At 66.2% G+C, this 24,172-nt stretch carries 22 protein-coding genes; 11 read left to right on the top strand and 11 right to left on the bottom strand.

Annotation, left to right across the window (positions count from 1 at the left end; translation table 11 throughout):
- Window positions 1-582 carry a GNAT family N-acetyltransferase gene (locus E1263_RS14895; protein WP_132167886.1) on the top strand — a complete coding sequence of 194 codons (582 nt, stop codon included), beginning with the start codon at window positions 1-3 and terminating at the stop codon, window positions 580-582.
- A 3-nt stretch (window positions 583-585) separates the two neighbouring features.
- Here the strand turns inward: E1263_RS14895 and E1263_RS14890 are convergent, their stop codons facing one another.
- The 3 genes from E1263_RS14890 to E1263_RS14880 all read right to left on the bottom strand — a co-directional run bounded on the left by E1263_RS14890 (window position 586) and on the right by E1263_RS14880 (window position 3,438).
- On the bottom strand, window positions 586-1,023 hold the full coding sequence (locus E1263_RS14890; RefSeq protein WP_132167885.1) for an NUDIX domain-containing protein: 438 nt from the start codon (window positions 1,021-1,023) through the stop codon (window positions 586-588).
- Window positions 1,024-2,013, bottom strand: a complete 990-nt coding sequence (locus tag E1263_RS14885) for a tyrosine-type recombinase/integrase (RefSeq protein ID WP_132167884.1) — start codon at window positions 2,011-2,013, stop codon at window positions 1,024-1,026.
- 648 nt (window positions 2,014-2,661) lie between these two features.
- A complete protein-coding gene (locus E1263_RS14880) occupies window positions 2,662-3,438 on the bottom strand; it encodes a class I SAM-dependent methyltransferase (RefSeq protein WP_238161252.1) in 777 nt (258 codons plus the stop codon).
- A gap of 112 nt (window positions 3,439-3,550) precedes the next feature.
- On the opposite strand from E1263_RS14880, the gene E1263_RS14875 reads away from it, so the two are divergent.
- Window positions 3,551-4,438: an aminoglycoside phosphotransferase family protein gene (locus E1263_RS14875; protein ID WP_132167883.1), complete on the top strand. Its 888-nt coding sequence runs from the start codon at window positions 3,551-3,553 to the stop codon at window positions 4,436-4,438.
- A 13-nt stretch (window positions 4,439-4,451) separates the two neighbouring features.
- Here the strand turns inward: E1263_RS14875 and E1263_RS14870 are convergent, their stop codons facing one another.
- Together E1263_RS14870 and E1263_RS14865 are read right to left on the bottom strand one after the other, a co-directional pair.
- Window positions 4,452-5,084 (bottom strand): HAD family hydrolase, encoded by a 633-nt coding sequence (locus tag E1263_RS14870; RefSeq protein ID WP_132167882.1) that lies wholly within the window; start codon window positions 5,082-5,084, stop codon window positions 4,452-4,454.
- Complete coding sequence (locus E1263_RS14865) at window positions 5,081-5,767, bottom strand: class I SAM-dependent methyltransferase (RefSeq protein WP_132167881.1); 687 nt, start codon at window positions 5,765-5,767, stop codon at window positions 5,081-5,083. Before E1263_RS14865 ends, E1263_RS14870 begins: the two co-directional genes overlap by 4 nt.
- 127 nt (window positions 5,768-5,894) lie before the next feature.
- On the opposite strand from E1263_RS14865, the gene E1263_RS14860 reads away from it, so the two are divergent.
- Both E1263_RS14860 and E1263_RS14855 read left to right on the top strand, forming a co-directional pair.
- Window positions 5,895-7,619 (top strand): ABC transporter transmembrane domain-containing protein, encoded by a 1,725-nt coding sequence (locus tag E1263_RS14860; RefSeq protein ID WP_132167880.1) that lies wholly within the window; start codon window positions 5,895-5,897, stop codon window positions 7,617-7,619.
- A complete protein-coding gene (locus tag E1263_RS14855; protein WP_132167879.1) occupies window positions 7,616-9,343 on the top strand; it encodes an ABC transporter ATP-binding protein in 1,728 nt (575 codons plus the stop codon). The genes E1263_RS14860 and E1263_RS14855 overlap by 4 nt, the downstream gene beginning before the upstream one ends.
- 47 nt (window positions 9,344-9,390) lie before the next feature.
- Here E1263_RS14855 and E1263_RS14850 read toward each other — a convergent pair whose 3' ends face one another.
- Window positions 9,391-9,816: a nitroreductase family deazaflavin-dependent oxidoreductase gene (locus E1263_RS14850; protein WP_238161251.1), complete on the bottom strand. Its 426-nt coding sequence runs from the start codon at window positions 9,814-9,816 to the stop codon at window positions 9,391-9,393.
- 173 nt (window positions 9,817-9,989) lie between these two features.
- Complete coding sequence (locus E1263_RS14845) at window positions 9,990-11,033, bottom strand: hypothetical protein (RefSeq protein WP_132167878.1); 1,044 nt, start codon at window positions 11,031-11,033, stop codon at window positions 9,990-9,992.
- Window positions 11,034-11,297: 264 nt separating this feature from the next.
- Between E1263_RS14845 and E1263_RS14840 the strand changes: the two genes are divergently transcribed.
- Window positions 11,298-12,500, top strand: a complete 1,203-nt coding sequence (locus tag E1263_RS14840) for a S1 family peptidase (protein ID WP_132167877.1) — start codon at window positions 11,298-11,300, stop codon at window positions 12,498-12,500.
- Between the two features lie 59 nt (window positions 12,501-12,559).
- Here the strand turns inward: E1263_RS14840 and E1263_RS14835 are convergent, their stop codons facing one another.
- Together E1263_RS14835 and E1263_RS14830 are read right to left on the bottom strand one after the other, a co-directional pair.
- The gene (locus E1263_RS14835; protein ID WP_132167876.1) at window positions 12,560-13,411 is read right to left on the bottom strand and encodes a hypothetical protein; all 852 of its coding nucleotides are present in this window, start codon (window positions 13,409-13,411) and stop codon (window positions 12,560-12,562) included.
- A gap of 55 nt (window positions 13,412-13,466) precedes the next feature.
- Complete coding sequence (locus tag E1263_RS14830) at window positions 13,467-15,014, bottom strand: MFS transporter (RefSeq protein WP_132167875.1); 1,548 nt, start codon at window positions 15,012-15,014, stop codon at window positions 13,467-13,469.
- Window positions 15,015-15,090: 76 nt separating this feature from the next.
- On the opposite strand from E1263_RS14830, the gene E1263_RS14825 reads away from it, so the two are divergent.
- The 5 genes from E1263_RS14825 to E1263_RS14805 all read left to right on the top strand — a co-directional run bounded on the left by E1263_RS14825 (window position 15,091) and on the right by E1263_RS14805 (window position 20,326).
- Window positions 15,091-15,657, top strand: coding sequence for a helix-turn-helix transcriptional regulator (locus E1263_RS14825; protein ID WP_132167874.1), 567 nt, complete (start codon window positions 15,091-15,093; stop codon window positions 15,655-15,657).
- A gap of 117 nt (window positions 15,658-15,774) precedes the next feature.
- Complete coding sequence (locus E1263_RS42725) at window positions 15,775-16,662, top strand: hypothetical protein (RefSeq protein ID WP_165956618.1); 888 nt, start codon at window positions 15,775-15,777, stop codon at window positions 16,660-16,662.
- Window positions 16,659-17,261: an AAA family ATPase gene (locus E1263_RS42720; protein ID WP_165956617.1), complete on the top strand. Its 603-nt coding sequence runs from the start codon at window positions 16,659-16,661 to the stop codon at window positions 17,259-17,261. The genes E1263_RS42725 and E1263_RS42720 overlap by 4 nt, the downstream gene beginning before the upstream one ends.
- A gap of 3 nt (window positions 17,262-17,264) precedes the next feature.
- A complete protein-coding gene (locus tag E1263_RS43630; protein WP_238161250.1) occupies window positions 17,265-18,725 on the top strand; it encodes an ASCH domain-containing protein in 1,461 nt (486 codons plus the stop codon).
- A gap of 278 nt (window positions 18,726-19,003) precedes the next feature.
- Entirely contained in the window at window positions 19,004-20,326 is a 1,323-nt protein-coding gene (locus E1263_RS14805) for a helix-turn-helix transcriptional regulator (protein WP_132167872.1), read from the top strand.
- Here E1263_RS14805 and E1263_RS14800 read toward each other — a convergent pair.
- Together E1263_RS14800 and E1263_RS14795 are read right to left on the bottom strand one after the other, a co-directional pair.
- Complete coding sequence (locus tag E1263_RS14800) at window positions 20,308-21,327, bottom strand: helix-turn-helix transcriptional regulator (protein ID WP_165956616.1); 1,020 nt, start codon at window positions 21,325-21,327, stop codon at window positions 20,308-20,310. The genes E1263_RS14805 and E1263_RS14800 overlap by 19 nt on opposite strands.
- A gap of 423 nt (window positions 21,328-21,750) precedes the next feature.
- Window positions 21,751-22,887, bottom strand: a complete 1,137-nt coding sequence (locus E1263_RS14795; protein ID WP_132167870.1) for a coiled-coil domain-containing protein — start codon at window positions 22,885-22,887, stop codon at window positions 21,751-21,753.
- 137 nt (window positions 22,888-23,024) lie between these two features.
- On the opposite strand from E1263_RS14795, the gene E1263_RS14790 reads away from it, so the two are divergent.
- Window positions 23,025-24,146: a tyrosine-type recombinase/integrase gene (locus E1263_RS14790; RefSeq protein WP_132167869.1), complete on the top strand. Its 1,122-nt coding sequence runs from the start codon at window positions 23,025-23,027 to the stop codon at window positions 24,144-24,146.
- Window positions 24,147-24,172: the final 26 nt, after the last annotated feature.

Genomic DNA, 24,172 nt, shown 5'->3' with positions numbered 1-24,172 from the left:
ATGGGGGCGAGTGAGTATTCGGTTCAGCCGTTGAGTGCTGACACCTGGGATGCGTTCGCCGGCCTGGTGGAGCGGCACAACGGAATCTTCGGTGGGTGCTGGTGCATCTACTTTCACCCTGACTGCGCTGAGCGGGGTCAGGGATTCGAGGGCAATCGCGCGCTGAAGCGGCAGCTGGTCGAGGCCGGACAGGCTCATGCGGCGCTGGTGATGGTTGATGACGAGGCGATTGCCTGGGCGGAATACGGTACGCCGGATGAGCTGCCGAACATCCATCACAGCAAGCAGTACCTCGCCGAGCTCGACGTCACGCCCGACTACCGGATCACCTGCATCTTCGTCGACAAGCGATACCGCAAGCAGGGCTACGCCAAGATCGCTCTGACGGGTGCGCTCGATCAGATTGCCGCGCACGGCGGCGGTGTCGTCGAGGGATACCCGCACGAGATCGGCGAGAAGCGGATGAGCAACTCGTTCGTCTACAACGGCACCCGCACGATGTACGAGCAGGCCGGCTTCACCTTCGTCCGTCCCAAAGGGCTGAAGAACACCGTCATGCGCCGTACGGTCCAACCGGCCTGAACCTCACCAGTCAGGCCGTCGACCGGCCAAGGGGGAGAGGATGCTCGGCAGGCTCTCCGGGTGGCCCAGCTTCAAGTATGGGAGCTCGCTGGGCAGGAACCAGCGAAGATCGTCATGCTCCTCCGGTGCCGCGTTGACAGGTTCCCCGTCCCAGCGCGTGACGAGGAACGCGTGCACGTCGAGGGTCGGGTCGCTGATCGTCATCGGGATGGGTACGGCGTCGTGGACGTGGACCCCGAGTTCTTCGCGGCATTCCCGGACGACGGCTTGTTCAGGCAACTCGCCTGCCTCGACATGCCCGCCCGCGGAGAAGCTCCAGCAGTCGGGATACCACCGACGCGATGGATGGCGATGCACCAGGAGCACGAGACCATCGCGCACAAGCAGAGCGACTGAGATCGGAATCTTGGCTTCAGCGGCCTGAGACGAGGGCTGCTGCATCTAATGGACTCCCGTCTGCTGCTCGCTCGGTGCGGTGGGATCGAGGACTCTGTCGAGCGAGCGGTAGGTCCGGTTGCTTGCGGCAGCGGCTCGTTGCTCGCGGCCGGTCGCCTCTATGTAGTTCTGGCTCGTCGCCAGGCTGGCGTGTCCGAGCAGCGTCATGATCTCGGAGGCGGTCGCGCCATCCTCGGCCAACCTGGTCGCGAACGTGTGCCGCAACGCATGCAGATTCGCGCCGACGGGGACCTGATCGTGCAGGCCCGCCCAGCGGTAGCAGGACTTGACCAGGTACTCGAGTCCGCCACGGCCGATCGGCTCGCCCGCACGGTTCAGCAGCAGTGGTGTGGAGCGCCCGAACCTTTCCTTCGGAAAGCGCCGGCGGCACGAAGCGACGTACGAATCAATAATCTTCTCCATGATCGGTTGAACCGGGATCGATCTGTCCCGGCTGCCTTTTCCGTGCACGTGTAATCGCATTTCACCCGGTCTTCCCGCGAGTGATTGAGCGGTCAGCGTCCGCATTTCCGCCGAGCGGAGACCGGCGACCAGTCCGAGTGCGATCACCAGGACGTCGCGCTCGGGCCAAGGATCTCTGGCCTGACGCGCGCCACCGGCCGCGGCGGCGAGGAGCTTCTCCGGGGTGTCTTCACCGCGCAAAGGCTTGGGGGAGAGGGGAGGGGCTTTGGGTCTGGCGACGGCGCCCATCGGATTACCCGCGAGCAGGCCGTCGGACACGCAGAACGTGAGGAACTGGTTCCAGGTCGACCAGGCACGCAGGACTGAACTCTTCGCGTGCCCGTCGGCGAATGCACCGAATGCGGACCGGAGCGCTTGAGCAGTGAGACTGTCAACGCCAAGCTCTTCAGGTGTTTCGGTGAGCAGCGCCGTGATCCCGGCCAGGTCACGACGGTAGGCATCGGTGGTGTGAGGGGAGTCCTTCCGCGGCCGGCGGGCGGCGAAGAATGCCGACTGTGCTTCGAGAACCTTCATGGGGGAGTTCTACCGTTCGCCACCGACAGTTTCCGCCAGCGCGAACTAGGGGGAGGGAGGCCTTAGCTTAGTTGTTGCTCTAAGCAACAGTAGTTGACCTTAATCCCCCGCATTTGCTGCATAATAGCAATTATGCATGACAGAAATATCCGAGAGCGCATAAACGCTCCATGGGGGATTCTGCGGGCCATTAGATCAATTGACGGCGGGATCTCATAATTCGGCGCCGATGCATTCGCTGAGTCACTGCTCATGAACCGGCGACCGTGAGCGACCTCCTGAATGCCGGGGCGCCGATAGCTGTAGGACATGGTTCTGAGAGCGGCATCCTAAGCCGCGGACATCGCACCCAAACTCGCAAGGCGGTCGCCAGATCGCTCTCACATAACTCCGTAGCGTCACATTCGTAACAGACAGTATTCAGGGCCAGCTTGGATCATCGCTGCCGATTCACCGACGATGATCCACTCAGGCAACTACTGAAGCTTGCGGACGATCGCATCGTCACCACGGCGTGCGGCGTCTCAACCGGCCTTGCTCATGAAGGCTTGTAAACAAGGACAATCCAAGTGGATCCAGGCGACCCACCTCTCCCTGAGACCCCCTACTGAATGCGCCGATAAGCGACATTATGTCAACTAGTACGGATTATGCCCCTCTCCTCGCGACCACCAGGTAGTTCTCGGCCTCAAGATCGAACGTGCTCAGTTCGATCCGGAGTCCGACCCGGTGCAGCTCGGCTTCGAGTTCCTCGTACCGGTAGGGCCAGCAGGACAGCAGTTCTGAGCGAACAAGAACCGATCCAGTCCCATCAACTTGCGCGATCGCAATCTCGATGTGGTGTTCCTCCTCCCAATGCGACGCAATCTCCCAGCGGTAGACCACGACGGCATCGCGACCGTTTCGGCGGACGAGTCGGTCACTGATGTCGAGCCGGGAACCTCTGGCCCTCACGAGTTCCCAAGTGCGGGATGTGAGTACCAAGCGCCCGCCAGGGCGCAGGAGGCGTGACATCGACTCCAGCGCGGCTCCCCTACCTGTGGCGCCCGCAGCATGGTGGAGCGAGTTGCCAACGCAGAACACCATGTCGAACGTTTCGTCCTCGAAATGGTTGGGTAACTCTTCCCAGCTCGCCCGCACCGCCCGGACGGATGCCCCGAACTCTTCAGCCAACCCTGCAGTACGACGAACCATCGCTTCGCTGGCGTCAGTTGCGACAACCTGCATCCCGCGACCGGCGAGGCCGACCGCCAACTGTCCGGTTCCGCACGAACAGTCGAGGACGCGAGCGTTCGACGGCAGGAGACTGAGGACGTCGTCGAACGACGCAGCGAACTCGGCCGGCGGCAACTTTGCCTCCGAGATGAGCCATTCGTACACCTCGGCAAGCACGTCGTAATCCGCCACAACCACTACCTCCGTCACGCTGCAGACTCGCGGTGGGGCGTCAGTCCATCAGCGGAGCGAGCCGGGCACCAATGGTTTTCGCCAGGAAACCCCGTTGACAGCGGACAGCCCTGAACGTTCGAGTGGTCACGTGAACCCCCATGCCGGCATCGACACACAGCTTGTCCGCGAGCTGCTGATTGCTCAGTTTCCGCAGTGGTGCACGTTGCCGCTGGCACCGATTGATTCCAGCGGATTGGTGAACGCGGTCTACCGCCTCGGTCCCGATCTGTCCGTACGGCTGCCACACGAGCCCTCGAGCACCGACATGGTGCAACGGGAGCAAACGAAACTTGCGGCACTCGCGCCGTTCCTACCGGTGACCATTCCTTCTGTCGAAGCGATCGGCTCCCCCAGAGACGCATATCCAGGCGTATGGTCCGTCTCCCGCTGGCTCACCGGTACGCACCCCACCGCCGACGCGCTTGCCGACCCCTGCCAGTTGGCGACGGACCTCGCAGCGTTCATCGATGCGTTCCGGCGGATCGACCTGCCAGACCGGACGCCGGCGTACCTGGGCGAGCGCCGTACGCGCGCTTCGATGGTCTCGCTGGACGCCCCTACGCGGGATGCGATCGGAGCGCTTGCTGGCCTGATCGACACTCGCGCAGCGCTGGCATCGTGGGAGGAGTCCCTAGCGGCGCCGTACGACGGGCGCGAGGTGTGGGTCCATTCGGACCTGACCCCAGGCAACCTGCTCGTGTCGCCGGAAGGCCGACTGACCGCGGTCCTGGATTTCGAGACCTGCGGTGTCGGCGATCCGGCGTGCGATCTCTTTCCCGCCTGGCACGTGCTGGCCGGGAACCTCCACGACAAGTTCCGTACGGCGCTCGATGTCGACGACGCGACGTGGCTCCGCGGCCGCGGACGCGTGTTGTCCCAGGCCCTGATTGCGTTGCAGCACCACAGGGACACCAACCTGGCACTGGCGAACTACGCGCGGCGTGCCATCGGCAAGGTGCTCGCCGCTCCTCGATGAGGTGGTCGGCGATCTAGAGGAGAAGCTCTCTCAGTTCGGACAGGGACCTGATGCGGTGGGTGGCTTGAGTGAAGTCCTGTCCCCTGGTGAACTCGTTGTGAACGATGGCGCAGTCGATGCCGGCTGCCACCGCGGACTGCAGTCCGCGCGCGGAATCCTCGATGATCAAAGCTTCTCCGGCGCTGGCTCCGAAGCGTTTCAGGCCGGTGAGATAGGGCTCGGGATGCGGCTTGCTGCGGACGTAGTCTTCGCGAACCAGGACAAACTCCATGAATTGCGTGATGTGACGCTTCTCGTGGATCAGATCGAAATCGGCGCGCTTCGACGTTGTCACGATGGCCATCCGCACCTGTGCCGACAGTTCGGCGAGCGTTTCGACGACGCCTTCGATCTCGATGGCCTCGGTGCGCAGGTATTCCTGGTAGTACGCGTCGCGGACGATTCGCTGCCGGTCGATCGTCTGCTCGTCGACGCCTGCTGCCCTGGCCTGCGCCCAGGTGCCTATCCCCTGGTTCGTGTCCTGGTGATACTGCTCCCGGTCGAGCGTGAACCCGACCTCGGCCAACGCGCGCGAGCCAGCTTGGTAGTACCAGAACTCGGTATCGACCAGGACGCCGTCGTGATCGAACAGAATATATCTCTTCACTCGGCCTCAAGGACGAAGAAGAGGAAGCACAGGAACGCCTTCTTGTCACCCAGATCGGGCGGCAGGATTTCTTTCGGGGTGTCTGGTGAGAAAGGCGGTTCGCTGATGACCGAGATGCGGAAGCCGGCTTGCGTGAACGAGTCCGTCATGACGTGCAGCGGGCGGTGCCAGTAGGTCAGCGAGCCCCAGTCGTAGTCGTCGGTCCAGTCATCGGTCGAGAAATAGTTTCCGTCGGGCCTCGCGAACAAGTAGACGACCGGGTGGTTCACCGACACGATCAGGCGGCCGCCTGGCTTCAGGATCCGCCGCAGCTCGGCGAGCGGTCCGGTCCAGTCCTCGAAGTAGTGCAGCACCAGCGAGACGATCACGTCATCGAACTGGGCATCGGCGTACGGGAGCTTCTGGGCGAGGTCGGCACTGTCGATGGTCACCTGCTCCCCCAGACGTTCTCTGGCGATCGCGGCCATCGCGGGGCTCGCTTCGCAGCCGGTGACGCTCGCTCCCCCGGCGAGCAGTCCTTCTGTCAGCGAGCCGGAGCCGCAGCCGACGTCGAGGATGGTGCGGCCGGCCACATCTCCGGCCAGCGCGAGGACCGCCGGGCGGTTGTAGTAGGCGTTGAAGAGGCTGGTTTCGTTCGCCGCCGCGTACTCTGCCGCGAAGCTGTCGTAATGGTCGGGCTTCAACAGATCGTCCTTTCGCTCGTCAAGTGCCTGGGCTGACGCACGGTCGGCAGAATAAGTTGGTTGCAGGAACGTGCAAGACAGAGCCCACTCCCCTGCCCAAGTCGTTGATGCTGCGAGGATCTGCAGTATGGCGACGTTTCGCGAGTGGCTGGACAAGACGAGCGAGACGTGGCGCCCGCCCACGGCTGCCGATACTGCCGGGCCGTTCCGCTATCTGTTCTGGCTGACGCGATCGCAGTCGCGCCGCGTCGCACTGGGCGCGTTTCTCGGCACCGTCTGGATGGTTGGCCTGACTGTGCCGCCGTGGGTGCTGTCACGCGCGGTCGACGAAGGACTCGCCCAACATAATCCAGGCGCACTGATCAAGTGGGCACTAGTACTGCTCGTCGTCAGCGTGCTGATCGCGCTACTCGCCATCGCGAGGCATCGCACAATGACCAAGATCCGGATGGACGCATCATTCCGCTCGATCCGGGCGACGGTTTGGCACACATCCCGGCTGGGTTCGTCGCTGGCGCGGCGGGTGAACGCGGGTGAGATCGTCACGGTGGGCATCACCGACGTCAACATCGTGGCGATGGCCCTGACCGTCACCGGCCCAGGTGTCGGTGCAGTCGTCGCGTACGCCGTCGTGGCGGTGATCCTGTTCGCCATCTCACCGCTGCTGGCGGCAGTCGTTCTCGCCGGAGTCCCTCTGCTGGTTGTTGCCGTCGGCCCCTTCCTGCGGCGGATCGAAAGAACCGGCGGCGACTACCGGGTGCACCAAGGCCGGTTGACGACGCGACTGGTCGACGTACTGGCTGGTCTGAAGGTTCTCAACGGCCTCGGTGGGAAGTCCTTCGTCGCCGACCGGTACGGCGAACAGTCGCAGCTCCTGGTCAGCCGCGGCTACCGAGTCGCGGGCCCGGCCAGTTGGGTCGGAGCGTTGTCGACCGGCCTGCCAGCGTTGTTCCTGGCCGCGGTCGTGTGGTTGTCGGCGCGGATGGCGGCCACCGGAGCGATTTCGATCGGTGACGTTGTCGCCGTCTACGGCTATGTCGCCGTACTGGTGGTGCCCGTCTCGAACTTCATCGAAGGCGGTGGCGACATCGCGCGCGCCCGAGTCGCCGGACAGCGCATCATCGACGTCCTGAATCTGCCCGTGACCGAAGGCACCGGTACGGCGCCACTCCCCCGCGGCTGCGGTCCGCTGGCCGACCCTGAATCTGGAGTGATCGTTCGCCCAGGGCTGCTGACCGCACTCGTCGCCGCCAAACCCGTCGAGGCGAATGCGGTGATCGAGCGTCTCGGCAACGACCCGGGAGCGCTGTGGGCCGACGTGCCGGTCGGCGAGGTTGCCAGGAAGGATCTCCGGCAGCGCTTGCTTGTCGCCGACAACGACGCTGAGCTGTTCGCCGGGACCGTCCGCGACGTCATCGCCGGGCGGCTGGAGCCTGACGACGATCGGATCCGTCACGCGCTGAAGGTCGCCGTGGCTGAGGACATCGTGGAGGCGCTGCCCGATGGTTTGGACTCGAGCATCGCCGCCGGTGGAAGTGACCTGTCTGGTGGCCAACGGCAACGAATCCGGCTCGCCCGCGCGGTGTACGCCGTACCGGATGTCCTGCTTGCCGTTGACCCGACGTCCGCGGTCGACGCGAACACAGAGGCGGCCATGATCGACCGGATTCGCGAGGCTCGGCGTGACACGACAACGGTCATCACGACGACCTCGCCGCTCGTGCTGGACCGCGCAGACGAGGTGATCGTCCTGGTCGACGGCAAGCTGTCGTCGGTCGGAACGCACGCGGACCTTCTGCACAGCGATGCCTTCTACCGCGACCTCGTGTCGCGCGCCCAGGACGGCCGATGAGTAGCCAAATGCCGGTGGCCGGGCCGGCTGAAGTCCGTGCGGCAGCGGTCCGGGACCTCAAAGCCGATCGATGGGCGGTGGTTGGCCTGGTCCTGGTCAACGGACTTGCTGCCGCGGCAGGTTTGGTCGGTCCGCTGTTGCTCGGCCGAATCATCGACACGATCCAGGCCGGTTCGGGGAACGTGCTCAGCGCGGTCGATCGACTGGCGTTCGGTGCGCTGGTGTTCACCGTCGTACAGACCGTTCTGTCTTGGTGGGCCTTGAAGATCGGCTACCGGTTCGGGGAGCGTACGGCCGCGCGGGTGCGCGAGCGGTTTCTGAAGCGGACGCTGGCTCTCCCCCCGCGTGTCGCCGACCATCTGCCGGCCGGTGATCTGATCGCTCGCGGCAGCACTGATGCGTCGCTCGTCGCGCTGACGTTGCGCTCGGCGGTGCCCGAGATCCTGGTTGCGGTCGTGCACGCGCTCTTCCTGATCGTGGCGGTGCTCGTCCTGGATCCACGGCTCGGCCTGTGCGGACTCGTCTGTTTGATCGGGGTCGCGGGTGCAGTGCGCTGGTACGTACGGCGTGCGCGGCCGGTGTACTTGGCGGTCGCCGCAGCAGGTGCCGAGCTCGCCGGAGTCATCGCCAGCAACGCCAAGGGTGCGCGGACGATCGAGCTGCTTGGGCTGGAGGAGCGCCGTACCGAGGTCTCTGAGGTAGGGATCGCTGAAGCGCGGACGGCGCGGCTCGGGGCTTTGTGGCTGCGGACGGTGCTGTTCCCCTGGTCGGAGATCGCTCTCGCGCTCCCGGTGGTGGGTGTCCTGCTGGTCGGCGGCGCGCTGTACGCAAACGACCTGGTGACGCTCGGGGTCGTGGTGACGGCGACGGTCTACTTGCGTCAGCTCGTCGGACCGCTCGACACGCTGATGCTCTGGATCGAGCAGCTCCAAGGCGCCGGAGCGTCGTACGCGCGCGTCGAGGGCCTGGCCGATATCCCCGCGGCGGAGCCTCAGCAGGCGAAGGCGGTCGGCGACCGCATCCAGGTCGACAACGCTCACTTCAGCTACACCGGCGCGCGTGACGTGCTGAGCGGAATCGATCTGGTCGTCCAGCCCGGAGAGCGCCTGGCGATCGTCGGGACCTCAGGCGCCGGGAAGTCCACGCTCGCGCGGCTCATGGCCGGTCTCGACCGCCCACACACTGGGTCGGTCACCATCGGCGGTACGCCGGTTGTCGAGCTGCCACCCGACCAGCTCCGCGAGCACGTCGTACTGATCACTCAGGACCATCATGTCTTCCATGACTCCCTGCGCGACAACCTGTTGATCGCCAAGCCCACCGCAACCGACGAGGACCTGTACGGCGCTCTGTCGGCGGTCGGCGCTGATTGGCTCGACGACCTGCCGGACGGTCTGGACAGTGAGCTCGACCTCGATGACGCCAGTGCTCAGCAACTCTCGCTCGCCCGAGTCGTCCTGGCCGACCCCCACACGCTCATCCTCGACGAGGCGACCGCGTTGCTGGACCCGAAGACGGCTCGCCAAACCGAACAGTCCCTGGCCGCTGTCCTCCACGGCCGCACTGTCATCGCCATCGCCCACCGTCTCCAGACAGCCCACGACGCCGATCGCATCGCCGTCATGGAGGCCGGACGGCTGGTCGAGCTCGGAACCCACGACGAACTCGTCACCGCCAACGGCACCTACGGCCGGCTCTGGCGAACCTGGCATGCCCAGGCATGACGAAGGGCCACGAGACAGCAATCTGTCGCGTGGCCCCTCGAAGGTCTCTACTTGCGGTGCAGCAGGACGACCGGAATGAGCCGGTCGGTCTTCTTCTGGTACTCGGCGAAGTTCGGCATCTTGTCCGCGATGTGCTTGTAGAGGCGGGCGCGCTCTTCACCTTCGGTCAGCGCCTCGGCGGTGACCGCGATGGTGTCCGGGCCGAACTCGATCGTGGTCTCGGGGTTGGCCAGCAGGTTGTGGTACCAGGCCGGGTTCTCCGGCGTGCCGGCCTTGGACGCGATGATGAACAGCTGGCCGTCGACCTCGTCGTAGGCGAGCGGCGTCACCCGCGCGGTGCCGGTCTTCGCGCCGACGTGGTGCAGCAGCACGATCGGGCCGCCGGCGAACGGCTCTATGGTGACGGTGCCGTTGTTGGCACGGAAGTCAGCGATGACCTTCTGGTTGATGTCGGACATGTCGAACTCGGGCACAGAGCAGTCCTCTCGGGAGCGGTGGACGACCAAGGAAAATGGCGTCCTGTTGGTCACAACACTGCCGGAGTGCCCTTTCATACCCGGCCCAACTGCCCGAAGGAGCATATGTGTGATGGAACACGTCAAGGTCCTGCCGGGATCGAGGCGCTTGCGGAGCTTGCACCGTTCGGCTAGGTGCCGCGGATGGTGAAGGGTTTGGTGGTGCCGGCGACCTTGTCGCCGCAGGGGCGGAGGTAGGCGCGGTAGGTGAAGGTGGCTTTGGCGGACGGTTGGGCGTTGAGGGTGAAGCGGCCGTTGGTGCGGACGGCGGTGGTGCCGATGGTGCGCCAGGCGGAGGCGCCGTACAGGCGTTGGAGGGCGACCTGGCAGTAGGAGCCGTTGATGACGGTGCCGTTGACGGGGACGAGGGTGCCGACCGGGGCGCTGGTCCTCGAGGGGGTCGCGGTGATGGCGGCGGGGCGAAGGACGCGGGTTTCGAGGCTGGCGATGTCGTCCGGTTTGCCGGGGATGTTCACGCAGCTGGTCCAGTCGCCGTTGCGGTTCGCGGCGAAGGCCCGGCTGAAGTTGCCGCTGATGTCGGTCAGGACGGATTCGGGCGAGCCGCTTCCGGGTCCGGAGCCGAGGCAGTATTCCTCGAAACCGAACCACATCCTGATCCGGGAGCCGTACGGTTTGCCGGTCTGTGAATCGGTGACGGTGTACCGAACCGTCCACGGCTTGTCGTACGGCACGACCTTGGGCGTCAGCAGCGAGGTCAGCTTCGGGATGTGGGTGCCGTTCACGACCAGCACGGGCGGGTTGGCTACCGGCGACGGGCTGTTCGGGGGTTCGCCGGGGAAGATTCGGTAGCCGTCGATGACGGCCGGTTCGATCGTTCCGTTGGCCGTGGACGGCACGTTCACGGTGCCTTTCCAGAGGCCGGGAGTGCCGTCGCCGTCGACCAGCGCCAGTGGCATCGAGGACAGCTCGGTCAAGGGACCGCTGCCGCCGATCCGCTTGAACTGGACGTAGAGGTCCTTGCTGGCGGAGAGGTCTGTGTATGACCCCTCGACCGTCACGGTGACCGGCACGGTGTTGAGCGAGGCGACCGCGACGCTCGTCCGGCTCAAGGTGACTTTCATCGGGTCGCCGGCAGCCTGTGCCGGGGTACTGCCGATGGTCAGTGTCAGCAGCGGCGCTGCGAGGAGGGCAGCCAGAGCTCGTCGTCCATGCATGGGACTGAGCCTGACAGACGCTGGGCGGGCGGGTAGACCAGAACTGTGAGCGAGGGGTGACCCTACGGTTGGGTTGTTCAACAGCTGTTCACCCTCGGTCGACGAGTGCTCCACGGAAAGTGAAGCGAAGGTTTGCCCTTGAGCGACCCTGTGCGTCGTCGTGCAGGCTTGTTAAGACGTGGCGTTACCGACAACGATTCCCAAAATCAGCGGCCTTGAGGCCAAACATTCAGCTGGCCGCCCCAGTGGAATCGGATGTGACCAATGCGTTTCCCACCCCGCCCCCGCAAGTCCCTTACTGGTGCAGTTCTCGCCCTCGGGCTCGGTGCCGCCGCCCTGGCACCGATGCAGACGGCAACTAGTGCGCCGACCCCGTCGCCTGCAGACGGTGTGTACGACGTCCTCGGCAAGAGCTGGGGTGTCAGCCCGGCCGAGGCGAAGGTTCGGCTCGATGGTGAGCACACCAAGGCTGCTTCGTTCGAGACCGCCAAGGGCCAGCTCGACGGTGCGTTCTTCAACGCCGACCGGCAGCTCGTCGTGAACGTGCACTCGGCCAAGGCTGCTCAGACCGCTCGTGCGAACGGCCTGTCCCCGCGGACCGTTGCCCGTGGCGAGAAGGCACTGACCAAGCTGCAGACCCAGGTTCAGGCGCTGGCCGACAAGTCGGGCTCGCTGCAGGTTCAGTCGATCGGCGCCGATCTGCCGACCGACAAGCTGCAGGTCGTCCTGCAGCCGGGCAAGCAGTCGGCGAAGACCGTTGCCCTGGTCAAGCAGTTGAAGGCGATCCCGGGTGTCGACGTCAGCACGAACGACACCACGCTGGCGATGACGGCCGACGTGATCGGCGGCCAGATCATGGACCTGGTTCCGGGCACGAACTGCTCGCTCGGCTTCCCCGGCACCCGCAACGGCGGCGACAACGTGATGCTCAGCGCGGGTCACTGTGTCGAGGGCAACCCGATGGTGCAGAACCGCTCCGCCGTACGGCTTGGTGTCGGTGTTGCCAGCCGCTTCCGGACCGGCTCGCCGAGCGTCGACATGGGCCTGATGGACATCGACTCGAACAACGTCGGCCGCGGCTACATCGACAACCGCAACGGCCAGACCACCCGGGTCACCGGTTCGTCGAAGGCTCCGGTCGGTTCGACCATCTGCAAGGCCGGTAACACGACGGGCTGGACCTGCGGCACGATCACGCAGTACAACCTGACCGTCAACTACGGCGGCGCGGGTGGCAGCGTCACCCAGACCAGCGGTCTGGCCCGTTCGACCGTCTGCACCGAGGGCGGCGACTCGGGTGGTGCCTACATCTCCGGCACCACCGCCCAGGGCATGACGTCCGGCGGCCCGAACGACGGTCACGACTGTGGCTTCAACCAGGGCGGCAACGCCACCGGCTCGTACTCGTTCTACCAGCCGGTCGTCGACGCGGCCCAGTACTACGGCGTGACCCTCACGCTCGGCTGATTCCGTCCCAGCCGAACCGGCCCCTCTTGCCCACCCAGGGCGGGAGGGGCCGCTCGCGTCTAGGCGACGGTGCCGATCCAGTCACCGGGCAGCGGGTCAGGCACGAAGGCGACGAAGATCGCGTCGACCACGTCGGGACGCAAGGGATCGAACAGGACGAGCGCCTCGCCCAGGGATGGCACGGCCTCGCGCCCCTGGACGGTGCGGGTGACCCAACGGTCCGTGCCCTGGAGATCGGTGAACTTCACGATGACCTCCGCGCCGACGATGGAGTGATGGCCGTCGTCGTTCGTCGAGGTCCGCACGGTCACGTCGGTGATCTGGCCGGTGACCTTGCGGCCCTCGGCGAGCAGCCGGTTCCGCTCGGCGACCTGCTGCCGCAGGCGACGGTTGTGCCTGATGGCAAAGAGCGTGACGAGCAGGGCGATGACGGCGAAGAGTGCCGGGAACCAGATGTCCGCGTGGTCCATCACCCCGCCCGACCCGCTCCAGCTCTCGTTGCCGTTGAAGACCGGATCGAACGTCTCCCCGCCGGTGAGTGGTGCGTTCCAGCTCCGGGCGTCCAGCGCGACGCCGCCGGCGAACGCCCAGAACGCGAGGGGCGTCTGCAGGGCCGGCTGCTTCTCGCCGCCGCGATAGGCGTCGACGAGATACCTGGCCGTCGCACCGGCGATGAACAGTCCGAGCAGGCCGCCCATCATCAGGACCGGGATCGTCGCCATCCCCAGGACGCTCTCCAGGCCCGGACCGGAGCTGTCGATCGAACTGCCCCGTATTTCGTCGAACAGCATGCCGGCCCCGACGCCGAAACCGAACGCCGCAACCAGCTGCACGGCCCCGGCGATCAGCGCGCCGATCAGGAATCCCGGCCGGCCCGCCCGCTGCACACGCTTGGCGCGCCGGGCCGCCATCGGATCTATCGTGCTCAAAGTTCTCCCCCTAGTCCCCAGAACCGAGGCAAGCAGCCTATCGGTCATCACCGACGGCGACCGTGGTCTTCTTCGGTCCGCGCGTCACCACGAAGACCGCGACCGCAGCCATCAGAACCATCCCTGCCCACATCGACGTCTGCCACCCGTCGACGAAGGCCTGCTTCGCAGCATCCACCAGCTCCGGGGTCATCTGCGGGGCGTGTAACGCGTTCGCGATCCCTTCCCTGGCAGCATCAGCCGTCCGAGCCGGTACGCCGTTCAGCGCGGGACCGATCGCTGCGCGGTACCCCGCGGTGAGCAACGCGCCGAGCAGTGCGACACCGAGCGCCGTACCGAACTCGCGGGTGACGTCGTTGAGTGCTGAGGCCACGCCTTGCTGCTCACGTGGGAGTGCGCCGGTGATCACCTCGGTGGACGGTGTCATCGCGATCCCCATGCCGAGTCCCATGGCCGCCATACCGGGCAGGATGCAGAGATAGCCTCCGTCGACCGAGACCAGTACGGCGAGCAGTCCCAGGCCGGCGGCGGCCAGTGTGATGCCGGTGATCATGGAAGCGCGGGTGCCGATGCGTTCGGTCAGCCGCGGACTGATGCCGGAGGCAACCATCATGAGCAGCGCCATCGGCATCAGGCCCGCGGTGGAGAGCAGGCCGGACCAGCCGAGAACGGTCTGGAAGTAGGGGTAGAGCATGACGAAGATGCCGGCCTGGACTCCGAAGACGACCAGCAGTACGACGGACCCGCTCGCGAGACCGCGCTCTTTGAACAGCCGGACGGGGAGCAGTGGTGCCGGGTGGCGGAGTTCCCAGGCGACGAATCCGGCGACGGCTGCGAGGCCGACGACCAGGCTGCTGAGTGTTGCCGGTGCGGACCAGCCCTGCTCGGGTCCTTCTTGGAGGAAGAAGACGAGTCCGACGACGGCCACGATCGAGGTCAGTGCGCCGACGATGTCGAAGGCTGCGGCTGAGCCGGTGCGCGAGTTGGGGACCGAGCGCAGCGCCATCGCGATCGCAACCAGAACGAGGGCGATCGGCAGGATGAAGAGGTAGCGCCAGTTCGCGACGTCGACGAGTGCCGCCGACAGGAACATACCGAGGATGCCGCCGCCTCCGGCGACTCCGGTCCAGACGCCGATCGCGCGACCGCGCTCTTTCGCCGGGAACGTCGAGGTGATGACGGCGAGGGTGACCGGCATGATCATCGCGGCGCCGATGCCGCTGAGGACGCGGGCGCCGAGCATCACCTCGGCCGACTGGGCCACGCCCCCGATGAGGTTCGCAGCGCCGAAGATGACCAGGCCGATCAGCAGGACGGTTTTGCGTCCCCAGCGGTCGCCGACCGCGCCGAGGGTCAGCAGCAGGGCGGCCAGGGTGAGGGTGTAGCTGTTGATGATCCACAGGACAGTGCTCTGCGAGGCGCCGAAGGCCAGGGCGAGGTCGGGCTGGGCGACGTTCAGGCCGGTCACCGAGGAGATGACCGCCATCAGCGCGATGCAGACCGCGATCAGGATCGAGCGGCGCCGGCGGGCATCCGGTTCGATCGGGCCGGACGACGTGGTGGGCAGAGCTTGCGACGTACTCATGGGGTCCTCTCGCGCTAACTGACTGAACGAGTCCGACCGTAAGCGGGTATTGCGGGATAGGCATACAGTTATGCGTATGACGCAAGATGATGGTGAGCTGGACAGCCTGGTACGCAAACGCATCCGGGCTTTGCGGGTTGCGCAGGGGTGGTCGCTGGACGAGTTGGCGACCCGGGCACGGTTGAGTGCGTCGTCGCTGAGCCGGATCGAGAACGGTCAACGGCGGCTCGCGCTGGATCAACTGGTGACACTGGCCCGGGCCCTCGACACCTCGCTCGACCAGCTGGTCGAGACCGCGACCGATGACGTGATTTCGAGCCCGATGATCGATGGGGCTCACGGCGTGATGCGGTGGCTGGTCAAGGCCGATCCGGGGATCACGGTGGTTCGGCGCCGGCTGACCGATCCCCCGCCGGAGAACCTGTCGCGGATGCGGGCGCATCCGGGGCGCGAATGGTTCGTCGTACTGTCGGGGACCGCGGTGCTGATGCTGGGTAATCGGCGGTTCCGGGTGGAGACGAATCAGTCGGCGGAGTTCCCCACGATGCTGCCGCACGAGATCGGCGCCGAGGGTGGACCGTGCGAGATCCTCGGCATCTTCGACCGGGACGCGCGGCGTGGGCACCAGGCGGACCAGGCCTGACTGCTTGAGTCGGGCAGATCCGGGAATCGAGCCCACAACATTGTCGATGCCCGATCCTGCCGCTCGCGCTGAGGGTAGGGACTGGGCTTTTCCTGGGCATCGTGATTCACTGCTGCTATGCCCACAAAAAGCCCAGTGGCAGCCGATGTCGTGGCTGCGGTTCGTGGCCTGCTGCGGCAAGGCCTTCCAGTTGCGCCGGGCAGCACTGTTGCGCCTTTGCTGGAACTGCACGGCGTTGCCGCCAGGGCGAGCGATCCCGGAGACAGCGTGAGCCGGACCGCGGCACTCAACGGCGTACTACGCGGCCTGTTGGCTCGTTTCCCAAACGCCCGTTACGCCATACCCGTCAGAGCCCTCTTTGGTCTGCCGCCGGCAGCACAAGGTCTCAACCTGACGTCGCGGCGTGAGTTGGCCGCCGAACTGGCAGGCCACGAGGTGCATCACTTCCGCAAACGGGTCGAACCCAAGTTGATCGAGATGGTCGCCGCCGAACTGCTCACCGACGCCGAGCGGTTCATCCGCCCGACCCTGATCGCCCCCCGGCTCCCCACGCCGGCTGGTCGCGAGTCGATCGTGCCCGACCCGTTCGCATGGGAAGTCGCCGAGGCCGAGGTCCACCTGGCCCGGCTGTGGGCTGCGATCTATGCGGCGCGGGCAGCCCTGCTCACGGTCGACCGTCTGGTCAGCTTGGAGTCTGGCCATTCCGAGATCGGCCGGGCTGCCGTGACTGCCGCCTGGCGCTGGTCGACGGCCCGCGCCGAGGCACTCACCTACACATCCGGATTCGCGACCGACCAGTCACCCGACGACCTGGTCGCGCTCGCCGGCTGGACGCCGACCCTGACTACCGAGCAGGTGGACCGGCTCGTGGCCGCGACACAGGGCGGCGAAGCGACACGGGAACAGTTCATCGCCGACCTGCACGGCGAAACAGAGCTCAGCACCGCCTGGAACGGGGGCTTTCAGCCGCCACCACCTACCGACGTGGAAGGACTCATTGCGTGACCACCAACCCTGACCTGGCGGACGCGCTTGCGAAAGCGGCCGACGGTGAACCGCGCCGCTACGTCATCACCGGCGGACCATCATCGGGCAAGGACGATCTGATCGAGGCGGTACACGCGGCCGGGATCCCCTGCATGGTTCAGGAGCCAGGCCGGGAGATCTACCGCAAGCACCGCGAACGTCTCGGCCGGCACCTGCGCAGAGAGGACCGGCGTGAGTATTCGCTCGAGGTCCTCGAAGCGTTCATCGCCGAGTACGAGGCTCACGCACACGGGATCCGCTTCTACAACCGCGGCATCCCGGACGGCTACGGCTGGGAAGGATTCTTCGGTCTGCGCCCGACCAGCGAACTGGAGACGGCGACGAGGGCCTATCGATACGACGTCGTCTTCGTTCTGGATCCTCTTGACCGGTTCGAGGATGCCGACGACGTCGTGTGGGCCAAAGACCGCGAGATCCGCCGGGTGCACGAGTTGATCGTTCAGGGCTACTACGACGCCGGCTACGAGCCGGTCTTCGTCGCGGCCGACTCCGCGATCGCGCGCCTCGACTTCATCTGCTCCAACCTGCGTCTGCCCCGCCCCAGCCGAGGAGCGTGATCGATGATGACTTCGTCCGAGACGTCGCTGCTGCTATCGCCAAATAGCGTGCTGGCCAACGCACTGCTGCGATCGATCGACCTGCTCCGGCCGCGAGTGCTGGCCAATCGTCCGGCTCGGATCGAGTTCGTGGTCGGTACCCAGATCAACGGAGCTCCGCATCTGGGAACGAATCTCGTGCAGACGTCGGCGTTCCTGTTGGCGAAGCTGGCCCGGCGGGAGTTCTCCATCGACACCAGCGTGCGTTTCGGGGCACTGGACAACGCTCCGTACGACGTCGTCCTCGATCCCGAGACCCACACCGCCTACCAGCAGACCTATTTCCATGCCCTCGGCAAGGACCAGATCGGCGCCCTGATCGGGACCTACTACCGGGCCTTCTTCAACTCGGTCTCGCAAGCCACCGACACCGTCTATGCCGTCGAGACCTACACCGACCAGCAGGCCACTCCCGCGTTCCGGGCCGAGTTCCTGCGGTCGCTGGAACACCTTGAGGACATCCGTTGGTGGCTGGCTCCCTCGCACGGAACCGTCCACGTCCGGATCCCGTGTCCGCAGTGCGGCTGGGCGCAAAAGCGCGCCGACCGGACGAAGCTTGCCCGCCTCGACGAGGACGGAGCCACCTTCACCGCAGTGTGCTTCGACCACGGCGCCTACGAGGCCCACGTCGACCCCGAGGACGACCAGCCTTACCTCGACCTGGCCACCCTGTACCGCAACCTCGTCAAAGAGCGCGCCGGTGGCCGCGATGAATCGACGCTGCAGGTGATGATGAAGGGCGGGGACTGGGCCTTCGGGTGCCAGCTCGTTGACGGCGCTCTCGGTGCGCTCGGAACTCCCGCGCGGCAGATGCCGATCCGGGTGTTCACGCCGCAGGTCCTGGCTCCGACCGGCGCGAAGCTGTCCAAGTCGCTGCTACGTGAACACGGCCGCGGCGTTCTTCCCGCTGACGTCGAACCGTGGATGCTCGACACGACCGCCTGGCCCGGCACCATCGACAACTACGTCGACGCGCTCGTCTGGCTGGTGTCAGAGCTCCTGGGAGACCCCAAGCACTTCTTCCGATCGTTCACCGTCAAGGAGCTAGGCCGGTTGATGACCGCACGACCCACCGAACCGCTGATCCGCGCCCACGAGATGGGCATCTACAAGCGGTACTTCGACCTGATCGCCACCGGGCGTAAGACCACCGAGATCCGGGTCAATGACTCCAGCCGTAAGAACATCAAACCCGGCTCCCTGATCCGGTTCCGCTGCCAAGGCCAGGAGGTCTTGACCCGCGTCACCAGGGTGGCCCGGTACATCGACTTCGAGGCGATGTTCGACTCCGAGTCGGTAGCCTCGGTCAATCCTCTCGCCACCCGCGAGGAACAGCTCGCCAATATCCGCCAGATCTATCCCCCCGAACGAGAGGCGCTCGGCGTCGTCGCGATCGGCATCGAATTGGCCGAGTCACCGCGGTAATGAATGGCTCGGTCTGTCGGTGGCGGCTGCCACAGCCGCATGCGATCGGCAGCGCCAATTCCGAGCCGGCGGAGCTGCTGACGCTGTTCGGAGCGCAGGGCGAGCGGGCGCATCTGTCGGCGACCTACCACTGAAAGGCTTCAGACCACCACACTCTGTGGTGGCACCGTAGGGACTCTCCATGATGGGCGGGCGAGAATCACCAGACCTGGTGTGCCGATCTCGAGGCGGATGGTGCGGACCGGGCCGCCTACCAGTGAGCTACGGGGGAACTGGCGATGAACTTCTCGACCGACAACAACAGACGGCACGACGCCATCACCGCGGCTGGGGCAGACCCGCACCGGCTGCGCGCGGACGAGCTGGAACCGCTGGTGTATGCCGTGGGCGGTACACCGGATGACCCTGCCTTGGCTGCTCCCTCTGCTGCCGCCCTGCTTCGCGTGCTCTTCGCGGTCAACCAGAAGCGTGACCGGGAGCCGGCGATCGCGTTCGCCACCGCGACGCTGGAGGCGCCCACATTGGGCATCGCGTCGACGCTACGCGCGCTTCTGGTGCTCCTGTACGCCGAGGAGTTCGCGGATGCCGAGTGTCGCCTGCGGCAGATTCTGGCTGCCGGCGAGACCTGCCCGGCGTTCACCTTGCTGCTGGCTCGGGTCGTCGCCTGCCAGGGCCGCAGCCGTGAGGCCGCGGAGCTTCTCGGGGCGCTTCTCAGCCGCGGGCTGTCGGCTGACCTGGTCCCGGCGACGGTCGCTTGGCGGATCGCCGCCCTAGTCGATCTGGGGGAACTCGAGCCCGCCAACGAGCTGCTGCGGCTCCACGGTTACGACCACGAACTGACCGACGTACCGGATCGGGCTGAGGTGCTCGCTGCGCGTGGGGCGCTGCACCTGGCGGAGGGGCGCTTTGGCCTCGCTTATGACGACTACTCCGCCTGTGGCCGGGAGCTGACCGCGTGGGCCGTGGTGAACCCGGCGGTGGCCAACTGGCGTTCGTATGCCGCACTGTGCGCTCACATGACCCGGCGGAACTGGCTGGCCAAGACACTGGCCAGTGACGAGGTCGTCGCCACCCGCGCCTGGGGCGGGCGCCGTACCAGCGGGATCGCGTTGCAGATCGCTGCCCGGCTCGCAACTGAAGAGGAGACCCGGGCAGAGCTGCTGCAGAGCGCGGACAGCGAGCTGGCCGGCAGCGGCGCGCTGCTCGAACAGATCCGGGTCAAGTACGACCTCGCCGTACTGCGGGCCCAGCGCAGCGACGACGCAGCGGCGCTCGCACTCCTCGGTGCGGCACGCACACTCGCCGAAGAGATCCAGAACGACCTGTGGCGCGGCCGCATCATCGCAGCGATCGAGCAGCTGGAAGGAGCGCCCGGACCGGCACGGCTGACCCCGCAGGAGCTAGCGGTCGCGAGAGAAGTCCAGCCCGGGCGGACGAACCGGCAGATTGCCGACCACCTGTGCCTGACGGTCCGGACGATCGAGTTCCACCTGTCGTCGGTCTACCGCAAGCTGGGCATCTCCGGGCGGCGCGAGCTGCAGCCGGCCATCCTGCTCACGCAAGAGGGCCGGCGCACCCGGCTTCAGCCCATCATCTGGTAGAGCTCAGCGCGTCCCGAGATCCCCAGCCGCCGGTACGCCGCTGAGAGGTGGAACTCGACCGCCCGCACGGACAGGTTGAGCTGGGAAGCGATGTGCCGGTTCGTGGATCCGGCGCGGGCCAGACTGGTCACCCGGAGCTGCTGGCGGGTCAGCGTGGGATGCGGCCGCCGGCCCTCCAGCCGGTGCATGGCCGAGTCGATCCGCTTCGCCCAGTGCATGCGCCCGTCGGCCCGGGCCAGCTCAGAGGCACGGGTCAGGCGCTGCCGCGAGGCAAGCGAATCGCCCTTGGCTGCCAGGTAGCCAGCTGTGCGGAACAGCACCGGTATCAGCTCACTGCGTGCGTCAGCGACCTCCAGCAAGTCGACTGCCTCACCAAGCAGCGCAGCGGTCTGCTGATCGTCACGCACGATGGCGTGCGCGTGCAGCGCCCAGCCGATCTGGCGCGGTGCGCCCCAGCGCATCGCGAGCATCAGCTCCTCGTCGGCCAAACGGGAGGCCAGCGGCGGACGCTCTGTGGCCAGAGCCAGCGCGGCACGTGAGCGCCAGGCGGTGACCGCCGGATTCTCGATCGGGCCGTTGGTGGGTGGCCGTCCGCTCTCGATGAAGTCGGCCACCGCGGACTGCGGCGTACCGAGCGCGAGGTGCAGTTGGCCGCGGGCGGTCAGCAACGAGCCTCGGCCGGGCAGTCCGGGCGGTATGACGCCGTCCAGGTTGCGGTGTCGGAGCAGATGCTGGGCGGCCTTCACCTCCCCCAGATCCAGCATCGCCTCGACGGTCCAGGCGGCGCGGACCGCTGCCAGCCGGTCGGCGGGCACCGGCTCGGAGTACGACGCGAGGGCCTGGGCGGTCTGGCCGCGCAGGAAGCGCGTCCGGGCCTGGATGAGCTTGATCCCTTCCATGGCCTCGTTCGAGGTCCGCGGATGCTCGGCCAGCCACAGGCAGTGCTGGCCGGCGCGGCGCAACTCGCCTGCACAAATGAGCGCATAGAGCGCGCTCCACATCTGCCAGGGTGATTCGAAACATTCTGTCTGTTGCAGAACGGAAAGCGCTCGCCGGACTGTTCCCTCCCGTCCTTGACCAATTCTGAGGTTGTTCCAGGATATCGCCGAGATATTCCCCAGTTTGTTACTCATACGTCGGCTCGACCTCACTTCAGGGCACTGCATTGGGCGGCAGAGCGGACATGATCGCGCTCTCACAGTTGAGAGTGACAAGGGTCGACAATGTCTGTCAAGGTTCGAAAATGTGAGGCCGATTTCACTTTTGCGCAACGGCCGGTAAAACGCGAAAAATGCGCGCCAATTCGTCAATGATTGACGAACCGACGCGCATTGTTGTGATCAGGTATCACCGCACGTAAACGACTGATCACGTCCGGCGTACGCTCATCATCAGCCTTCGGCCGCAGGTGGTCAAGCGCAAGACTATTTCGGCTCGATGACCGGTTCCGGACGCGCGACGACCGGTTCGGAACGAGCGACGAGCTGCTCCCGCAGATCCTCGGCGATCTGTTCGGCGACTCGTTGAGCGGTCGTCGCGGCAGCGACCCGATCGGCGGCAGCCTGCCGGATATCGGCCAACTGGGCTTGGTGATCCGTGCGCAGCTCGTCGCGATCAGCCCGATGTTCGATGCGCAGGCTCTCGAGCTCCGAGCGATGCTGGTCGCGCAGCTCACGAAGCTCCGCGCGGAGCTGGTCAGCAGCATGCTGGCTGGTCTGGCGCTCGGACTCGGCCGTGGCCTGAGCGATCCGGGCAACCTCAGCCTCCGTGCGCGCCTGCTGAACCTGCACCTCGACGGCGGCCTGAATCTCCGCAATCCGCCGCTCGGCATCCAGGCGAACCTCCTCAGCCTGCGCCACAGCGGCTTCCCGTACGGCGGCCACCTCGGCGCGAGCCTGTTCCACTTCGCCCGCGGCATTCTCGCGAGCCGTGACGGCATCCTGCCGGGATTTCTCGGCCGCGGTCAGGGCACTCAGAGCTTCTGAGCGAGCCGATTCCAGCTCCTCGATCGCATCCTGGGCGGCCGCATCGGCTTCCTCCCGGGCATCTTCGGCCTCGGCAGCCTGCTGCTCGGCCTGGCGCCGGCGATGCTCCTCCTCACCGCGCTGCCGCTCCACCTCGGCGACCTGGGCACGCGACGACGCCTGCAGCTGCTCGACCTCGGCGGCCACGGCTTCAGCATCGCCGTACGCGCGAACCGCTGCGGTAATGCCGGTCAGGAACTCCTGCAACTGGTCCAGCCGACGCGGCAGCTCCAGCATCTGGTTCTCCAGGGTTGTCCTGGCGGTCGTCACCGGGCCTGCGGGTAGCGGCGGCACGGAGCTCGTCGATCCGGCGGCGCGCTCAGGGCGTCTCTCAGCGGCCTTCTTAGCCGACCAAGCCGTCGCCTTGTTGTGTACGACCAGTTTTCCGTCGACCCCGGGGCCCTCCAGTCCGCAGTACTTCGGCGGGCGGCCCGAAGCGCCGGCATCGGCCAGCTTCGGGTTCGGGCAGTTCACGCCGGGGAACTCGCACAGCCCATTGCGGACCTGCGAAGTCAGCTCAGTTTCGGTCGCCGTCATTCTCCGCATCCTACCGTAGTTTCGTGGTTAAGTTCACGGTTTAGTTTGTTTCGTTTCGTCATACCTGACGTAACTAAGGGAACTAAACGGATCTTGGAAAGAGCGCATAATCCCCGTTATGCGCTAACCTGTGCGGTGTGGACGATGAGCGCTCGAGCGAGCTGGAACGGCGTGACGCAAGAACGATCGAAGAGAAGCCGAGACCAGACGCCGCGACAGAAGCCGCCGTACGACGCTCGCTAGGAGCCCGCCGGCCAGTGGGAGCCCCCCGCTCAGCAGAACCGGTCGACCGGCTCGACCTACTGACAGACGTACTGACCCCCGAGCTAGCGGCACTGGCCGTGCTGTGGCTGGGTGGAACGCGCCGGGCGAGCACGCAGACGCGCATCGCGTACTCCGACGACTTGCTGCTGTGGGCCGAGTGGGCGCGCCGAGAGCTCGGCCGCGACCGATTCGCGCTCGACCTGCACCGGGCTGAAATCACCATGTGGCTGACGCAGCAACAAGACGCGGGGGCGACTGAGTCCTCGATTGCCCGTCGGCTGTCGACCCTGTCGAGCCTCTATCGGTACGCCGCAAGCTGGGGACTGCAGGTGGTCTCCCCCATCTCCGATGACGACCACCGCCCCAAGTTCCACCGCGGCCGGCGCGCTACTTCGGCCCGAGTCCTGCTGGCAGACGACATCTCCGCGATCCTCGCTGCTGCCACCGATGTGCGGGACGCGCTTGTCGTCGGTTTGCTCTTCACCGGCGCGCTCCGCGTCTCCGAGCTGTGCGGCGCCGACGACTCCGACCGGCAGGACGAAGGCCGCCGTACCTGGTTGGTCATCACTCGCAAAGGCGGCGAGTCGGTCCGCGTCCCCCTCGAAACCACCGTCGCCGAGCTCCTCGACCTGTACGTCGCCATCCGCCCACCGTGGACAGGCCCCGGGCCGGCGCCTTTGGTGGCTGACGCTGCCGGCAACCGCCTCGACCGCCACGACGTGACCCGCCTTCTCCGTCGCCTCGCCAAGACCGCCGGTATCCCCCGTCCCGAGAAGGTCACCCCGCATTCCCTGCGCGCCACCGCCATCACCGACCAGAAACGCCGCGGCCTGAACGCCGAGGACATCCAGGAACTGTCCGGTCACGCCGACGTACGAACCGTCATGATCTACATCGACGACGACGGCCGCGCCGAACGCGTCTCCGCGATCACCGACGATCTCGGGCGCGTCATGCGGGCGGTCCCCCGCCATCTGCGCCGGTCCGGTTCCTGATGTAGAGGACGGACGGGCGGCTTCGT

Origin of the sequence: Kribbella antibiotica (assembly GCF_004349055.1) — a bacterium.
Taxonomy (GTDB): Bacteria; Actinomycetota; Actinomycetes; order Propionibacteriales; family Kribbellaceae; genus Kribbella; species Kribbella antibiotica.
Note: the sequence above shows the minus strand (reverse complement) of the source record. Positions and strands in the feature narration are given on the sequence as shown.

Excerpts from the sequence above, each read along its gene's own strand:
- E1263_RS14805 (WP_132167872.1), top strand. The coding sequence starts at position 19,004 with ATGAACTTCTCGACCGACAACAACAGACGGCACGACGCCATCACCGCG.
- E1263_RS42725 (WP_165956618.1), top strand. The coding sequence starts at position 15,775 with ATGCCCACAAAAAGCCCAGTGGCAGCCGATGTCGTGGCTGCGGTTCGT.
- E1263_RS14890 (WP_132167885.1), bottom strand. The coding sequence starts at position 1,023 with ATGCAGCAGCCCTCGTCTCAGGCCGCTGAAGCCAAGATTCCGATCTCA.
- E1263_RS14885 (WP_132167884.1), bottom strand. The coding sequence starts at position 2,013 with ATGAAGGTTCTCGAAGCACAGTCGGCATTCTTCGCCGCCCGCCGGCCG.
- E1263_RS14825 (WP_132167874.1), top strand. The coding sequence starts at position 15,091 with ATGACGCAAGATGATGGTGAGCTGGACAGCCTGGTACGCAAACGCATC.
- E1263_RS14830 (WP_132167875.1), bottom strand. The coding sequence starts at position 15,014 with ATGAGTACGTCGCAAGCTCTGCCCACCACGTCGTCCGGCCCGATCGAA.
- E1263_RS14800 (WP_165956616.1), bottom strand. The coding sequence starts at position 21,327 with ATGTGGAGCGCGCTCTATGCGCTCATTTGTGCAGGCGAGTTGCGCCGC.
- E1263_RS14835 (WP_132167876.1), bottom strand. The coding sequence starts at position 13,411 with ATGGCGGCCCGGCGCGCCAAGCGTGTGCAGCGGGCGGGCCGGCCGGGA.
- E1263_RS14845 (WP_132167878.1), bottom strand. The coding sequence starts at position 11,033 with ATGCATGGACGACGAGCTCTGGCTGCCCTCCTCGCAGCGCCGCTGCTG.
- E1263_RS43630 (WP_238161250.1), top strand. The coding sequence starts at position 17,265 with ATGATGACTTCGTCCGAGACGTCGCTGCTGCTATCGCCAAATAGCGTG.
- E1263_RS14795 (WP_132167870.1), bottom strand. The coding sequence starts at position 22,887 with ATGACGGCGACCGAAACTGAGCTGACTTCGCAGGTCCGCAATGGGCTG.
- E1263_RS14855 (WP_132167879.1), top strand. The coding sequence starts at position 7,616 with ATGAGTAGCCAAATGCCGGTGGCCGGGCCGGCTGAAGTCCGTGCGGCA.
- E1263_RS14860 (WP_132167880.1), top strand. The coding sequence starts at position 5,895 with ATGGCGACGTTTCGCGAGTGGCTGGACAAGACGAGCGAGACGTGGCGC.
- E1263_RS14840 (WP_132167877.1), top strand. The coding sequence starts at position 11,298 with ATGCGTTTCCCACCCCGCCCCCGCAAGTCCCTTACTGGTGCAGTTCTC.
- E1263_RS14895 (WP_132167886.1), top strand. The coding sequence starts at position 1 with ATGGGGGCGAGTGAGTATTCGGTTCAGCCGTTGAGTGCTGACACCTGG.